The organism is Spirosoma migulaei (assembly GCF_054776855.1).
The window spans coordinates 51015-67475 of record NZ_BAAHBG010000013.1 but is presented as its reverse complement, the minus strand read 5'-3'; the positions used below and the strand labels follow the sequence as shown (position 1 = coordinate 67475).

Annotated in this window: 15 protein-coding genes; 9 read left to right on the top strand and 6 right to left on the bottom strand. The window is 46.1% G+C overall.

The annotated features are described in order from the left end of the window. Window positions 1–218 precede the first annotated feature (218 nt). Window positions 219–515: a hypothetical protein gene (locus ACYVGO_RS15955; RefSeq protein ID WP_460970134.1), complete on the bottom strand. Its 297-nt coding sequence runs from the start codon at window positions 513–515 to the stop codon at window positions 219–221. An 85-nt stretch (window positions 516–600) separates the two neighbouring features. Then, on the bottom strand, window positions 601–828 hold the full coding sequence (locus ACYVGO_RS15950) for a hypothetical protein (protein WP_460970133.1): 228 nt from the start codon (window positions 826–828) through the stop codon (window positions 601–603). A 3-nt stretch (window positions 829–831) separates the two neighbouring features. Between ACYVGO_RS15950 and ACYVGO_RS15945 the strand changes: the two genes are divergently transcribed. Genes ACYVGO_RS15945 through ACYVGO_RS15930 form a run of 4 tightly spaced genes read left to right on the top strand, consistent with a single transcriptional unit; the run spans window position 832 to window position 6804 of the window. Beyond that, window positions 832–1425: an RNA polymerase sigma factor gene (locus ACYVGO_RS15945; RefSeq protein ID WP_460970132.1), complete on the top strand. Its 594-nt coding sequence runs from the start codon at window positions 832–834 to the stop codon at window positions 1423–1425. Then, window positions 1422–2138: a hypothetical protein gene (locus ACYVGO_RS15940; protein WP_460970131.1), complete on the top strand. Its 717-nt coding sequence runs from the start codon at window positions 1422–1424 to the stop codon at window positions 2136–2138. Before ACYVGO_RS15945 ends, ACYVGO_RS15940 begins: the two co-directional genes overlap by 4 nt. Before the next feature lie 23 nt (window positions 2139–2161). Continuing rightward, window positions 2162–4036, top strand: a complete 1875-nt coding sequence (locus ACYVGO_RS15935) for a S8 family serine peptidase (RefSeq protein ID WP_460970130.1) — start codon at window positions 2162–2164, stop codon at window positions 4034–4036. Between the two features lie 8 nt (window positions 4037–4044). Continuing rightward, entirely contained in the window at window positions 4045–6804 is a 2760-nt protein-coding gene (locus ACYVGO_RS15930; protein WP_460970129.1) for a CHAT domain-containing protein, read from the top strand. Here the strand turns inward: ACYVGO_RS15930 and ACYVGO_RS15925 are convergent. Next, a complete protein-coding gene (locus ACYVGO_RS15925) occupies window positions 6798–7622 on the bottom strand; it encodes a glycoside hydrolase family 16 protein (RefSeq protein WP_460970128.1) in 825 nt (274 codons plus the stop codon). The genes ACYVGO_RS15930 and ACYVGO_RS15925 overlap by 7 nt on opposite strands. 48 nt (window positions 7623–7670) lie before the next feature. Next, on the bottom strand, window positions 7671–8528 hold the full coding sequence (locus ACYVGO_RS15920) for an alpha/beta hydrolase (RefSeq protein ID WP_460970127.1): 858 nt from the start codon (window positions 8526–8528) through the stop codon (window positions 7671–7673). A 147-nt stretch (window positions 8529–8675) separates the two neighbouring features. Here ACYVGO_RS15920 and ACYVGO_RS15915 point away from each other — a divergent pair, with 147 nt between their 5' ends. From ACYVGO_RS15915 to ACYVGO_RS15905, 3 genes are all read left to right on the top strand, one after another. Continuing rightward, complete coding sequence (locus tag ACYVGO_RS15915; protein WP_142772214.1) at window positions 8676–9380, top strand: esterase family protein; 705 nt, start codon at window positions 8676–8678, stop codon at window positions 9378–9380. Window positions 9381–9466: 86 nt separating this feature from the next. After that, window positions 9467–9913 carry a DinB family protein gene (locus ACYVGO_RS15910; RefSeq protein WP_460970126.1) on the top strand — a complete coding sequence of 149 codons (447 nt, stop codon included), beginning with the start codon at window positions 9467–9469 and terminating at the stop codon, window positions 9911–9913. Between the two features lie 405 nt (window positions 9914–10318). After that, window positions 10319–11404, top strand: coding sequence for an ATP-grasp domain-containing protein (locus ACYVGO_RS15905; RefSeq protein ID WP_142772212.1), 1086 nt, complete (start codon window positions 10319–10321; stop codon window positions 11402–11404). 89 nt (window positions 11405–11493) lie between these two features. Here the strand turns inward: ACYVGO_RS15905 and ACYVGO_RS15900 are convergent, their stop codons facing one another. Both ACYVGO_RS15900 and ACYVGO_RS15895 read right to left on the bottom strand, forming a co-directional pair. Beyond that, entirely contained in the window at window positions 11494–12579 is a 1086-nt protein-coding gene (locus ACYVGO_RS15900) for an inorganic phosphate transporter (protein WP_460970125.1), read from the bottom strand. Between the two features lie 230 nt (window positions 12580–12809). After that, on the bottom strand, window positions 12810–13025 hold the full coding sequence (locus ACYVGO_RS15895) for a hypothetical protein (protein WP_460970123.1): 216 nt from the start codon (window positions 13023–13025) through the stop codon (window positions 12810–12812). A 215-nt stretch (window positions 13026–13240) separates the two neighbouring features. Here ACYVGO_RS15895 and ACYVGO_RS15890 point away from each other — a divergent pair, with 215 nt between their 5' ends. Together ACYVGO_RS15890 and ACYVGO_RS15885 are read left to right on the top strand one after the other, a co-directional pair. Then, on the top strand, window positions 13241–14899 hold the full coding sequence (locus ACYVGO_RS15890; protein ID WP_142772209.1) for a TldD/PmbA family protein: 1659 nt from the start codon (window positions 13241–13243) through the stop codon (window positions 14897–14899). Window positions 14900–15040: 141 nt separating this feature from the next. After that, entirely contained in the window at window positions 15041–16375 is a 1335-nt protein-coding gene (locus ACYVGO_RS15885; protein ID WP_142772208.1) for a TldD/PmbA family protein, read from the top strand. Window positions 16376–16461: the final 86 nt, after the last annotated feature.

Sequence of the window (16461 nt, the reverse complement as noted above, 5' to 3'; positions counted from 1 at the left end):
GTAGGTTCGCCCTGAAAAAAGATTGGTTCCTGGCAACGAAATCCATACGGCATTAGGCACATCCGTTCTGACATAGGTAAAGAAAGCAGAACCAGTAACCTGGGCCGAGGTCATCCCCGTTAAGTCATAGACAAGCTCTGTCCCATTACTAACACGTGACCCATATACGACAGCCAGATGCTATCCCAAACACCTGATCAGGAATCCGCTTTTTTACTTCAGCGGGTACCGGTGAAAGAAAAGTCACGGTATATTGTTGAGGAAAGGTCCCAGTAACCGGTTGGTGCATATCGCCCACGCACATTCAGTGTTTTTCCATCGGCAGATGCCTGATCGTCGCGGTAATCATATCCATTCTGTTTCGCAGCAAGACAGCCAGAACAATTTCCGGTCAATACCAATTGGTAATTCGTACCCGAAAATCCGACGGACGAAATGTAGAGTTTACCATAACTATCTTTTGTTGTTGTTACGGTAGCTTTAACTCCCTGAGTGATTTTACCATTATCGGCCATTGACCCGGTTTACGTGCCTGCTGCATTGGCAAGCGGGTCGGGGGTTACAGGGGTAGTCTCTTCCTGTTTACAAGCAGAGAACAAGTTACCAATCAACATAAACAACAGGATAACATGGAGTCTGCGTTGATTTTTCACCAAAAATCGGATCGTTATTGTATGCATTTTCATAAAGAGGTGGAATAGTAGCGGAAAGCTTTGCTTTTAATTGACTCTGTTCTGTTAGTCGCGCTTTGGGAATTGCCGGAAACACTTCTTCTGATTTTTTTTTGAAAACCCTAATTTTCTTGTACTTTACAGCCGCAAAATCCACGCTATGAGCCTTTTTTCCAGACACTTGCCGGATACCGACATTATCGCTGGGATACGCCTGGGTGGATTGACCCGTACCTCCGCCGAAAACCGACTTTATACAAAATACCTCTCTTTTATTCGTAGTGGTGTACGAAAACACCAACTCTCCGAGGATGACTGCGCTACAGCCTACGCGGACGCGGTATTAGCCGTAATAGAGCACATTGGCAATGGGCGTTTTGAAGGCAAGTCCGAGCTCAAAACGTATCTCTATCAGATTTTTACAAATAAATGTGTTGACCTAATCCGAAAAAAAACGACTAATCGGCAGCAGGTACACAACGCTGTTTCACTCGACGATACACTCCTACAACTACCCGACCCGGCCCGATCGGTTGTCCAGCAGTTGATGGAGCAGGCTGAGCAGGAGCGGCTTCATCAACAGTTACGTAATCTTGGCGATAAGTGTCAGCAAATGCTATTAGCCTGGGGAGAAGGTTATTCCGACGAAGAAATAGCGCAACGAATGGGTTACAATACATCTTCGGTCGCCAAAACCAGTCGGCTTCGGTGCCTGGAGCGGTTGCGGGAAGCTTATAATCTGACGAAAAAATGAACGACCTGGAAACGATTGAAAACTATTTTGCGGGTCAGTTACCAGATGTCGAAAAAACACGTTTCGAGCAGCAGATTGTGGCCGATCCTGATCTGGCCGAAGCCGTTTCATTTTATGTGCAGGCCAAGCAGATGGCCCGCTCCGAAGCGCTGGATCAACGAAAGACAGAATGGGCTGCCTTGCAACAACAGGAAGCTCAGGCCAGTCGCCGGGTATGGATGCCTATTGCGTATGCAGCAGCTGCCTGTGTGCTGTTAGTACTGGGGTTCTTTTTGTTCTGGCCCCAACCCTCTACCAAACAACTGGCCAACCAGTACATCCAGGATCACCTGACCACCCTATCTGTAACGATGGGTAGCCAGCCTGATAGTCTGCAACTAGCCTCGCAAGCGTACAATGAAGGCCAATTTGATGCTGCTGAAGCCATTGTACTAGCTAAGCTAACGCGCGACTCTACCAACTCCGACTTCCTAAAAATAGCAGGTCTTGTTTCCCTCCGGCAAGAAAATTACGACCAAGCCATTGTGCAGTTCCATCGTCTGGGTCAACGCACTGAATTACGGGCAAACCCCGGCCTGTTCTACGAAGCGCTGGCCTATTTAAAACGAAGCCAGCCAACGGATAAAGTAACCGCCCGGCAATTGCTGCAAACGGTAATCGATCAGAATCTGGAAGGCAGAAAGGGGGCTAAAGAGCTAATTGAAAAATTATAAACCTACGTTAACCACTCTACACCATGGCAAAAAATCTATCCTTCAGTATTCTGAATGAATTTCAGAAACCTCTTATTCCTGGTTTACCGATTGGAGACCCAACAAAGATTACTATCAAAATAAAAGACCCAATTGACATTCTTGGAAAAACCAAACCAATACCTGATTCCGTCGCCGATACTCCTGATGAAAAATGGCTTCAAGTGAGGAAGCTCTTAGGTCAATGGGCTCCAGTGGAATCTATTCCTAAATTTAAGAATGTATATGCGATTCCTTATCAGAAAATTCTGATTGTAAAGAAAAGTAGCTCAGACTTTTCGGCAGAAGGCAATACCGCTCCGATAACTTTTTTTCCTTACGGAGAAGCTCCACGTCTCATTGATGTGCGTGTACTGCGCGTTTGCGAATTTGATAACCCTGATGATGAATATGGCGAACCTACTGTTACGGTGTTGATCGAATGGAAAAAACAGAATCCAGCTTTTGGCCGTTTTGACCACTCAGACATTGTCTTATCATCACAAACGGATAATCTTGTCATACAAGACCCACCTTATAGCCAACCTGGCCCTCCTGTTACTGCTGCGCTCGAAGACACAACTCCAGATGGTTTTAGTGTACGGACAACTGATTTTAGTGCTGGCTCTCCCGAAGGAGATATTCAATTTAGCACAAGCTCAGATCCTGTAATTGCAGTGGTTGATACTGGCATAAAAACCTCGTTTGAATATCATTCACGGGCCAATGGTAGACTAAACATAACGGTTACCAATGAGTATCCCCCTCTAACTGGTTCTAACAGAAAACTTAAACTAGCTGAAGTTCCAAGAAACGACCAGTATAAAAAAGGTTACTGCTCTGTGACAGAGTATTTGCGAGCAAGTAAAGAATCTAAGCGGGCAAATGTTGCAGAAGACCGTCCTTATATAGACGTTACAGAGTATACCCCTCTTACTTCAATTACCAAGAACGATATTAAGAAATCTCCCTACGATGATCATTTGCTCCATAAAGTATATAAGGACAAGCATGAGATGAAAGGTCGTCATGGGACCACGATTTCTGCCCTTATTAATCAAAAAAGCAATACGTATACTGTTTATCAGGAGGATACACTAACTACTTATAACCTTGATTCGACTACGGCAATATTACCCGTAAAGGTTTTTAACCAGGGAGGCAATGGAACCCTATTTGATGTACTATGTGGGCTTACGTATGTATTAGATTGCCACCAGGTATGTCCTTCAATCAAGGTAGTCAATTTAAGTTTCGCCGGGATTTTGCATCAGGAATCTTATTCTATTTTACGTAATAAATTTGTTTGCCTTAACAATAGGGGTATTTGGGCAATAGCAGCAGCGGGAAACAGAGGTAAGGAACTAATTGTAAACTTTACTCCTGGTTTTGTTCCAATGGACAATCAAGAGTTAAACTTGTTTCCAGCTTGTTTCAGTAACGATAAGGGATTAAATGTAATTACGGTCACAAGCGTTCATGTGGTATCCTATAAAATCATTCATCGATTATCGAAAAAACGCCAACATATAGTTTGGCCCTTAACCCCTCAAAAGCACACAGCCATTCTTAATACGCTGAATATACCATGGCGTGCTTTTACTATTGTGCCAGCTTCTTATGAAGCAATTCATAATTACTCAAAAGATTTTGTCAATGTAGGTGTAGTAGGGCCTTTTGATCATGTCTTTAAGTATGCGACTAAAAGCCCAGATTTGCATGCTACATCATTTACTGCCGCCTTGTTTTCGGCCAAACTGGCTGCCTATCTAAAAAATAATCCGACAGCTACCAGAGCACAGGCGCTGGCAGATCTAACGTTTACTGGTACTATTGAGCACGATGGAATTCAGGAAGGTCGGCTCATTCACTACACCTAGAAATTTATATGATTCGCTGGGGTTGGTTACTCATTTTGTGTACTTCTTTCGGGGCATCCAGCAGGGCGCAATGCCCCGAAAGAAGTTCTTTTTATGAGTTATTACAAAAAATATCAGCCAGGCAACCCGTTAATCAGCAACAATCTGCTCTGCACAATTGGTTAATTAATTGGAAAAAATGCTATCCGGCAACGGACTCAACCTATGCAAGCGCACTTATTCAACTAGGACTAGCTGAATTTTATGAGGGGAAATATCCGCAGGCGATAGCCACAACCAACTTGGTCCTACCCCTGTACAGGCAGTCTCATCCGGCACTCAAAGCGAGCGATCTAGTCAAAGTCTATTATCGGATCGGCGTTTACTATAGCAGCAATGACAATAGCGCTAAAGCGATATATTTTCTCCAGCGCGCCATTAAGCTTGGCAAGGATAATAAGGAGGCTAAACGTTTTGTAGCCAATAGTCATTTATATCTAATCTACGCCTATTTGCTCAAGGGTGATTTTGAGCGTGCATTGCTTCATGCTGATGTAGGAGGTAATTTGGCCCTGTCAGTCAACGATACAATAACTTCAGCTAAAATCTGGGAGCAAAAAGCGCAGGTATTGAGCGAATTACATCGCTATCAGGAAGCACAGCTCGCTGTCGAAAAAGCAATTTCTTTGCTTCAAAATTATCCCCAGCTTTGGTTTTCGGTGGCCAATCAGCATCGGCTCTTAGGTACTATTCTACGTGCCCTTGGCCAGCCTGCCAACGAATTAAAAGAATTAGAAATAGCTTATCAGATTGCAAAAAAAAATCAGCATGCCAATCTTTCTGACTTTTTAAACAGCATTGGGCATCACTACTTTAAGGATAAAAATTACCAAAAAGCTATTTACTATTATCAGCAAGGGCTAACTATCGACAAAAGTCAATTCAGCAAAATTAACCTTCTCGATCGCCTAGGGTTAACATATGCAAAACTTGGCGACTATTCTCGGGCATACCGACTCTATCAGCAGGGATTCAATTCGTTATTACCTGACTATAAAGGTGCTACTATGGGTTCGCTACCTGACGCACGTAAGATACGCCAGGTAGCCCAAAAAAATTCACTACTTCTTCTTGTCCAGGACAAAGCCGATACCTGGCTCGAATGGGCCAAAAGCACAGGCAATAATCCCGACCGGCTCCGAAATGCCCAGAAAACCTATGCCTTAGCCGATTCTATGATCGAGTTTATGCGTTGGGAACATACCGGTCAACAATCAAAGCTATTCTGGCGTGACAAAACACATCGGCTTTATGAATCAGCGATTGAAACCTGTTTCCTGCTCCATGATGCCACCAGTGCATTTCGGTTCATCGAAAAAAGCCGGGCGGTCCTGCTCAATGACAAACTGAACGAATTAGGTGCGAATCGCCAACTCACCCCCAATCAGGCAACTGAAGAACAGAAACTTAGGCAGCAATCAGTAGACTGGCAGGCAAAACTAGCCAGTGAAAAATCAGGTACAACCGCCTACACAAAAGCACTCGATAGTCTGCATAGCACACAGGAAGCACAGGAAACATTTGTTCATCAAGTAGAGCGCACCAATCCAGCCTATTACCGCTATAAATACAACAATGATGTAATTTCACTCACACAAGTACAGCAGCATCTGGCGGATCAAAAGGCATCCTTGGTAACCTATTTCTTGGGTGACAGCAGTTTGTATGCACTGGGGGTCACCCCAGGCAGCACAAAACTGATACACCTGTCAGCAGCAGTCTACACAAAACAGGCCAGCGAACTTCTGGCACTAAATGCCAGTTCCGAAGCACAGAATAAACAGTTTACGCATTACCTAACGGTATCCAACCAACTCTACCAGCAGTTACTAAAACCGTTAGCCCTCGTGCCAGGGCGCGTTATTGTATCGCCTGATGGCGTGTTGCTACCATTTGAGGCCTTAAGCACATCGGCCAGTCGACCCGATTTTCTAATTCACCAATATGCTTTTAGTTACGCTTATTCGCTAAATCAGCTCTTCAAGGAAATGCGCTCTCAGTCAGGGCATTGGTTCGGTCGATCACAGTCGTTTCTGGGAATGGCTCCCGTTCAGTTTTCGGCCAACCTGAATCAGGTACCGCTGGCTGGGTCCGATGCGACCCTTGCCCGAATTGGCAATCGGTTTTCGTCGGCCAGCCTACTTACTGGGCATGATGCTACCCGGCAGGCATTCGGGCAACAGATTCGTGATCATCAAGTTATTCAGCTCTTCACCCATGCCGAAGCTGATAGCACCGGACTTGAACCAGCACTGTTCTTCACCGACTCGATACTTCGGCTGTCAGAATTGACAAGCGCCGAATTACTTCCTGTTGAATTAGTGGGGCTATCGGCCTGTAAAACCGGGGTAGGTGCCCACCAGCGGGGCGAGGGCGTATTCAGTCTGGCTCGTGGCTTTGCTTCACTGGGCGTTCCAAGCATACTCACTACCCTATGGAATGTAGAGAGCCAGGCCACGTATGACCTGACCGAACGGTTCTACGCCAAACTAGCCGAGGGACTGCCTAAAGACCTCGCCCTTCAGCAAGCCAAACTCGATTACTTAGCCAACGTTGATTTATCAGGTCAGTTGCCGAATCGGTGGGCAGGGCTGCTACTGGTTGGCAATACTACTCCACTACAAACGAGTCCGAAGCTGGGTGTCTGGAGTATTGGCCTGATTATTATTGCCTTAGGCAGTGTCTGGTGGTGGTTTCGTCGGCGAAAACGCCCGCCCCAACCCTACTGATACACGCGTACATAATCTACTTCCATACGCTGCGGCCAGATGCTTTCGTCAACACCTTTCTGGCCTCCCCAGTTACCACCTACGGCTACGTTTAAGATCAGGTAAAATGGCTGCTCGAAAGGCCATTGCGCTACCTCGCTCCCCAACACCGATTTCTGTACAGTATAGTATTTCTGATCGTCAACAAAGAAATCGATCTGATCAGGCGTCCACTCTATGGCATACAGATGAAAGGCGGTTGACACATTCTTGATGGATATAGCTTTCCCTTTCTCCGTTTTCTTAGCGTGGTTATAAGCTTCGGTATGGATGGTTCCGTGAACAACGCCTTCATCGAAACCAACGTGTTCCATAATATCGATTTCGCCGGAGCGTGGCCAGCCTACTGTCGAGATATCAGAACCCAGCATCCAAATAGCGGGCCAGGTACCGCGCCCGGCAGGCAACTTAGCCAAGGCCTCAATCCGGCCATGTTTCCACTCCACTTTACCCCGGGTCAGCAGACGGGCCGATGTATAATTTTTACCCTCATAGGCTTCTTTTCGAGCTTCGATAATGAGTTTCCCATTTTCAATACGGGCATTTTCAAGTCGTTTTGCGGTATAGTATTCGAGTTCATTATTCCCCCAACCGTTGCCCCCTACATCATACCCCCATTTTGTTGAGTCGGGTAGACCATTCACATTAAATTCGTCAGACCAGATAAGTTTGGGCACCACGACACTATTCGTTTTAGCATCCGGTATGACCACATCAGGGCTTTTGCAGGCAAGTAAAATCGCAATCGCAAAAGTCTTCAGCAGCAAAAGGTTTTTCATCGGGCAAGGGTTTAGCTGTTCATTTGCACACAATATCGATCAAGTCAACTATTGGGCCGGAAATGCCCATGTCAGAAAATCTGGCATAATTGCACTCCAGGTTTCCTGATTATGTTTTCCGCCGTTGATTTCAACGTAACGAATGTCAGATGATCGAGAATCGTTGGCGTTATAGGGGTAGCCTTTTTTAACCAGCTCATCAATTAGATCGATGGTATCGTCGATGGAGTCGATGATGCCGTTGTTGTTTCGGTCACTCGTTTCATCCTCGGTTCCGGTTTCAAACCAGAATTTGAGTTGTTTATGGAAGTTCCCTTTTCGAACGAGATCGTGCATAATCCGGTCAGTTTCGTCGCGGTAGCCATCGGCCGTACTTTTGCTACGCCACCAGAACGAACCTGAAAATACGCCTGCCCTGGAAAATCGGTCGGGGTGGTGAAAGACAATATCGAAGGCCGATAAACCTCCCAGCGAGAATCCGGCAAATACTGCCTGTGCGGGGTTTGTGCTGACAGCGTATTGTTTTTTGATGTACGGAATCAACTCAGTTAGCACAAAATCGGTATATAAACCTGCTTTGCTGCCCCGGTTCATATAATCGGCCTGCGCGGCTGTTCCATACTCCTGAATCCGATCGCCTGCGTGAATGGCTACGAGCACAAATGGCTGAATAGCTCGCTTCTGATAGAGCGAATCCAATATAGCCGTCATTTTCAGCCGTCCTAAATCCTGCCCATCGTTGAGGTATAGAATTGGGTACGTTTTAGTAGACGCATGATAACCAGGTGGTAACAGGATATCTAAATGAACGATTCGGTTGAGTGGAACAGAGTATAATGAATCGTCAGGCCGGACTGTTACGGTGGGTGGTTCGGCGCACGTTTGAGCTGGTATAAGGTCAGCCATAAGCACAAAAAGAAACAAAAGTATAATCTTCACAAACGACAAAGTAGGTATTTTTTTCGATTCATGGCCCGGTCTTTTTTGTCAGAGCCGCCTATTTGTTCTATTTTCAACCGAAATTTTCAACGTTTTCATCAACCAGACAGCATCGTGCAGGAAGATTATCGCAAATGGTATTCGCATCATCTCGGCCGGGATATTGAGATGTTGGTGTATGGCAACTGGGGTTATCCCATTTTGCTATTTCCAACCTCTATGGGCCATTATTATGAATATAAAGACTTCGGTTTAACCGAAACAGCCCGTTGGTTCGTTGAATCGGGCAAGGTAAAGCTGTACTGCATTGACAGCATAGATCGCGATAGCTGGTATGCGAAACACCTCCACCCTGGTGCCCGTATCTGGAATCACGTTCTATATGACCGGTTTCTGCATGAAGAATTGGTGCCGGGCATTCAGCGGGAGTGTAATGTTCAGAAAATTGGGGTGTCAGGCGCTTCTTTCGGAGGGTATCATGCCCTGAACTTTGCATTCCGGCATCCAGAACAGGTAGGGCATTTGCTAACCATGGGAGCAGCCTTCAATATCCGATCCTTCCTGAGTGGGTATTATGATGATAACGTTTATTTCAATAATCCACCCGATTTCATGCCCAATGCTCAGAATAATGAGTTTCATCGCATGAATATTGTACTGGGCACTTCGGAGTATGACTTCTGCAAAGACGACAACTACCAGATGTCAGGTATTTTGAGCCGTAAAGGTATCCGTCACCAACTAGACGTAACGCCTTGGGGTAACCATGACTGGCCAGTCTGGAAAGACCAGTTTCCACGGTATTTAAGTATGATTTGATTAAAAGATGTATGATACTGGATGTAAGATGTATTTATCGCAACCCTACACCATATATCCAATATCATACATCATACATCCTCTCTATGAATGCCCTCAGTCGCCTTCGCAACCATCTTGTCGAAGTGCCTGCCCATCTGACAACCCTGTCGGAACACGAACTCACACAACATGCCCCTGGCAAATGGTCTCGAAAACAGATCCTTGGGCATTTGATTGACTCTGCTATTAATAACCTGAAGCGATTTACCGATGCGCAATTTGCCGATGGTCCGTATTTGATTCAACCCTACCAGCAGGATCAATTAGTTGTTGTCAATCAATACCAGAGCCTCCCCCTCTCCCACTTACTAACACTTTGGGCTAGTTTAAACACGCAGATTTTAGCGGTTGTAGAAGCAATTCCGGCCGAGATTCTAGACTTACAGATTCAAATTAAACAATTCAGTGACTTTATAGAACAAAAATCATTAGGCTGGCTCATTGAAGATTATATTGTTCATCTAGAACACCATTTAAAAAATTTATTATAAACTTCAGCTCTATTTATATCTATTTTTTTAATCAATTTACCTAACTTAGTAGCATTAAATAGTTCCACTTATTGAATTTAGTATACAATCTCACCTTAAACTCAAAGTTGTGTTATGCTAACATTTACACTAGTCCGTCCAAATTTTCGCCCAACGGCGAATGGTTTGCATATGTATGTCCAACGGCATAATGATCACGGGCTCGTTTTGAGCAGCTATGTCTGCTCATTATTGTATAATTGACGGTAGTCAAATTCCACAAAAAGCCCTGTTATCTCTAACAGGGCTTTTTGTTTTTCTGGCCTAACAACTGCAACTTGCTCCGGTTAATTGAGTATCAACCTATCAGGTTGGTCATCTATCATTTTATCAACATTGCTTTACTCAGCACTTAACTAATTCATTATGAGCACAAAATCAAAAATAGGTATTCTCTTTGGCCAGGAAAATACGTTTCCGCAAGCGTTTGTTGATCGAGTAAACGAAAAGCAAAGTACATTTCTGGCTGAGTTTGTTAGTATTGATCAGGTTGAGCAAAGCGTCCCTACAGATTACGCGGTTATTATCGACCGTATTTCCCAGGATGTGCCGTTTTACAAGGCCTTTCTTAAAAATGCAGCACTGACGGGTACGGCCGTTGTCAACAATCCTTTCTGGTGGAGTGCCGACGAGAAGTTTTTTAACAATGCGCTGGCCGTTCAACTTGGTGTTCCGGTTCCTAAGACCATTTTACTGCCCTCAAAGGAACGGCCTGACGATACCAATCATAACTCGTTCCGCAATCTGAAGCACATGAACTGGGATGGAATTTTTCAGCACATTGGCTTCCCTGCCTTTATGAAACCCCATGCCGGAGGTGGCTGGAAAAGTGTCTATAAAGTAGACAACCCCGAGCAGATGTTTAAAGCCTATGACGAAACGGGCCAGTTAGTCATGCTGTATCAGGAAGCCATTGATTTTACCGATTATTTCCGGTGCTACTGCATTGGTGGTAAAGATGTGCTCATTATGCCCTACGAACCACGTAACCCGCATCACCTACGCTATGCTGCCCAGATGCAAACCACCGGCGATGCAGGTAAGAAATTACTGGCCACTATGACCGACTATGTACTGAAATTAAATCATGGCCTTGGGTATGATTTCAACACGGTTGAGTTTGCGGTACGTGATGGCATCCCCATCGCGATTGACTTCTGTAATCCCGCTCCTGATGCCGACGTACATTCGGTTGGACAGGCAAATTTTGATTGGGTAGTGGAAGCAGCTGCCAATATGGCCATTGATCGGGCTAAAAAAGCACAGAAAGGGACAAATAATCTAACCTGGGGAACGTTCGTGCGTGGATCGGTGATGAGTCAGGAGCCAGTAACTCCAGCTAAAGAAACAAAGTCGACGAAAGGTGCTAAAACGGAAGAAGCGCCTAAAGCTGAAAAGGCACCTAAAGCCGAGAAAGCAAAAGAGGATAAGCCGAAGAAAGGCAAGAAATAAGTGACGAAAATTACGATAAAAACTCTCCGAATGGTCAGGCGTACCCGTCTAGCTATTCGGGGAGTTTTACTTAACCAGCCCTGAACCGGCTAGTTAATCTTTTTATGCTCTTTCAGCCACGTATTCACTACTCCGGTTATAGAAAAACGAACCCCTTTAAATCGCTCAGGTGGTGGGGTATCCAGCGCTTGTTTTAGCCTGACCACATTTGGGTAAAAATCAACACGCTGATCCAGAAACTGATCGTCAATAGCTCTTAATAGTCGATCTATTCCGTACATATCAAAACTCCAGTGTTGTAAGTTATTACTATCCTCAATATCATCTTTTATAGTTGCCGATAACCATAAAATACTTTGGTTCAGCGGTTCGGCAAACTGCTCAGGATGCTCCACCCGATTGCCATCCAGGAAATAATACACTTCCTGATAAGTATTTTTATTCGTTAGCAACTCCAGAAGTTCGGCTTCCCATTTTGGCTTAGCTTTAATTTTGGCGAGCGCAGCCCGCTTTATATCTTCAGGTCGGTATTGAGTTGAATAGCTCAGGAGATTGAAAATAGGGTCTTCGGGTTTATGAGCGGCAATCGTCTCTAAATTTTTCTGGTGCCACTCGTCTTGCTGTCTGTTTTGGCTGGCCACTTCGGTCTCAACAGTCTTTAATGTATCCCGGAAATAGCCAACAAGTAAGCCCGTACAAAACACGGCACTACTACCCAAACCCACCCAAAACGGAATGGTAAACGCATGGGGTGAAACGGTCAATTGTAAGCCTGCATTCAGTGAGAAAAAACACGCCGTCAGCCATAGTAAGGGTATCCACAATTGGCCATAGTGTACGGCTAACCAATGTAAAAACTGGGGATATACGGTGTCAGTATGCCATTCCCATTTGAAAGCCGCACAAAAGAACGTTGCTAACACTACCAGCAGCCAGGATAAAATGACCAGCGTTGTGCGTATACCCGTTTCTTGCCCAACCCAGTCAAATCCACCTTTCGCATGAACACTAATTGTCAGTACCAAACTGCTTATCGCAAAACCGACACCCAAAAATGCCAGGCCCAGACCATAACCCATGGCACTGTCGCCAACCAGTGTGGGTTTTGACGCAGTAAACAACCCCAGGCCAATGTAAAAAATGGCCGTTATAAAAAAGAAACTATACGCAAACATCTGTGAATGGTAACTAAGACTTCTGAACTGTTTCCGCGCTACTGAAAGCACCCAGGCGCAAAAATGACGTATTCATACATAAAGCCTATACTACCGCTTACTGAACGGTAAAAAATGGCAAACTACCGGGCTGTAGGTTAGTAGGCAGCGAAGGCAAAATAGGAGGAGCCGCAGTGCGGTAAGAACTAATTGACGAAAATTTATTTGTCTGAGTACTTATCACCAGTCATTTAAAATCCTAACTGCTTCGGATCAAGACCTGTGTCCCGCGCAGAGGCTCGCAGGATAGCCAGCATCTCCACGTAACTAAACAGTCGGCCATCAATGTAATTGTGTTCTTCAGGATCGGCAAAAGTCCGTTTCTCTTCCAGATCGCGAATATTGGCGTGTATAGTAATCAGCACATCCTGAATAAAGTCTTCCAACTGTTGCGTATAGGTAGTCATAGGTACGTTTTGTAGCGGTTTGTTCACCTTTTAAGGAATCAATTGCTTATAAGCATTTTTACCGAATATTATTGGGCAGAATGGAGCCCTTCCCCTCTACCGTTTGTCACAAATTAAAACACCAATATAAATCTGTTCGTCTTTTTTAGCCATATTCGTGCTTTTACTGAGCGTGCAATCTGTACAATCATCAACGAACATCTTCTTTTTAATACATGCAAAGACGAGATTTTATCCAGTTGTCTGGCTTAGGCGTTGGTGGCCTGCTGACAGCTGGTGTTCCGGTATTTGGCAATGCAGTATCTCCTGAATACCTGCGTGAAGCCAGTGGCCGGGGTGTTGGCATCGACACAGCCGCCAAGAAACGATTAGCCGACATTGCCCTTAACGCGGCCAAAAGCAAAGGAGCTACGTATACCGACGTCCGTATTGGCCGATACCTTCAGCAATTCGTGTTTACACGCGAGACGAAGGTGCAGAACATTACCAGTGCCGAATCGTTTGGGGTCGGTATTCGGGTTATTGCCAATGGAACCTGGGGCTTTGCCGCCACCAGCATCGTAACGCCCGATGCCATTGCCAAATGTGCCGAAACAGCCGTAGCCATTGCCAAGGCGAATGCCAAACTTCAAACCGAGCCCGTTCAACTGGCTCCCCAAAAGGGCGTTGGCGAAGTAACCTGGAAAACGCCGATCAAGAAAAATGCCTTCGAGATCCCCGTTCAGCAGAAGATCGACTTGCTGATGAACGTGAATGGCGAAGCCATGAAAAATGGAGCCGCCTTCGTTACGTCGAACCTGTTTTTCATCAACGAGCAAAAATACTTTGCCTCCACCGATGGCTCTTACATTGATCAGGATGTTCACCGGATCTGGCCAACCTTTACGGTATCCGTTGTTGATCGGGCCGCCGGGAAATTTAAAACCCGCGATGCCATCAGCTCACCCATGGGTATGGGGTATGAATACCTGGAGGGTCTGGATTCGGAGAAAATCAAGGCGCCAAACGGCCTTGTCGGCTATCGAAATTCCTACGACATGGTAGAAGATGCCATTATGGCGTCTAAACAGGCGAAGGAAAAACTAACCGCCAAGACCGTCCAGCCGGGCAAATACGACCTCGTACTCGACCCCAATCACCTGGGCCTGACCATCCACGAATCCGTAGGCCACCCTACTGAACTCGACCGCGTACTCGGTTACGAAGCCAACTATGCCGGAACCAGTTTCGCCACCTTAGACAAGTGGAAGACGAAAAACTTCAATTACGGCAGCAAATTAGTAAATATCGTCGCAGACAAAACCCAGCCATATACCTTGGGAACCGTTGGCTACGACGATGAAGGCGTTCCCTGCAAAAAGTGGGATTTGATTAAAGATGGGATACTGGTCAATTACCAGGCCATCCGCGATCAGGCGGCTATTCTGGGCGAAAAAGAATCGAACGGATGTTGCTATGCCGATAACTGGGATTCAGTGCAGTTTCAGCGGATGCCCAACGTATCCTTGCAACCCGGTACAGAAAAACGCTCGGTTTTCGATATGATCAAAGGGGTTGACAAAGGAATCTATATCATTGGTCGGGGTTCGTATTCTATTGATCAACAACGCTATAACTTCCAGTTCGGCGGGCAATTGTTCTACGAAATCAAGAATGGCGAAATCGTGGGTATGCTCGATGATGTAGCGTATCAGTCCAATACGCAGGAATTCTGGAACTCCTGCGCCCAGCTTTGCGACAAAGACGACTACCGCACCTTCGGTTCCTTCTTCGATGGGAAAGGCCAGCCTTCGCAGGTCAGCGCCGTTTCGCACGGTAGCGCAACCACCCGATTCAACGGCGTCAACGTAATCAACACCGGACGGAAAATATAGTCATTGGTGGAGTTCGTGAAGTAGATGTAGTGAGTTTAGTAAGTGAAATTGGTGTAGTGGGTTTACTCCACTTACTTCACTTACTCCACCTAATGCACTAATACACCAACTCCACCAACTGCACTTAATACACTAAGAAAAATGGCAACCATCCTAACCAAAGAAGAAGCAAAAAAGATAATTGACAAAGTGCTTTCCTACGCGAAAGCGGATGAGACGAGTGTCAATCTGTCGGGAGGGCGCACGGGAAATATTCGCTATGCCCGTAACTCGGTCTCGACCAGTGGCGAAAGCACGAATCTTTCTATCGGGGTAACATCCGTTTTCGGCAAACGATCCGGTACAGCTACTATCAACGAATTTGATGATGCGTCGCTGGAAAAAACCGTTCGGCGGGCCGAAGAAATTGCCAAACTGGCCCCAGAGAACCCAGAGTATATGCCGATGCTGGGGCCACAGACGTATCTGTCGACAGACCCCTATGCCGAAAGTACCGCTAAAATGACCCCCGACTTCCGGGCACAGGCTACCTTCGAGAGCCTTGACCCCTGCCGGAAAAAGAACCTGACGGCGGCTGGGTATATGGAAGATTCAACCCGCTTCAATGCAATCGGCAACAGCAAAGGGTTATCGGCTTATAACCGCGAAACATCCGTTGAATTTTCCATCACCGTCCGTACGGCTGACGGTTTAGGTTCAGGATACGCGACGCAGGACGTTACCGACGTATCGAAACTGAGTACCAAAAACATGACCGAAGTCGCCATGCAAAAAGCGCTGGCATCGGCAAGTGCCCGCGCGTTGGAGCCTGGCAAGTACACGGTTATTCTGGAACCTGCCGCCCTGGTCTCGAACGTCGATGCATCCCTCATGGTGGCGTTGGTTCGATCCATGGATGCGCGGAATGCCGATGAAGGCCGTTCGTTTCTGAGTAAGAAAGGCGGTGGCACCCGACTCGGCGAAAAACTCTTCGATGAACGCGTCACCATTTACTCCGATCCAACCAATCCCGAAGTACCCAATGGTGCCTTCAGCGGGGACGGCCGGCCGCAGGAAAAAGTAACATGGATCGAAAAGGGTGTGGTAAAAAACATGCCTTACTCCCGGTACTGGGCCGAAAAGAAAGGCGTACATGCCACTCCTCCAGGCGGCAACTTCATTATGGAAGGCGGCACCCAATCGCTGGCCGACATGATTAAAAGTACGGAGAAAGGTATTCTGGTAACGCGCCTGTGGTACATCCGCCCGGTCGATCCACAAACGCTGCTGTACACCGGTCTTACCCGCGACGGGACGTTCTACATCGAAAACGGGCAGATCAAGTTTCCGGTCAAGAATTTCCGGTTCAATGAAAGTCCGGTTATCATGCTCAATAACCTCGAAGCAATGGGAAAATCTGTTCGTATCGGGGGTAATCTGGTACCGCCACTCAAAATCCGAGACTTTACTTTTACTAGCTTGTCAGACGCGGTATAGTTTTCTAAACCACGAAGAACACTGAGTTCCTTCACAGACTATGTGGCGAATTCCTGTGTTCTCTGCCCTTCTCACTGTTAACTCTG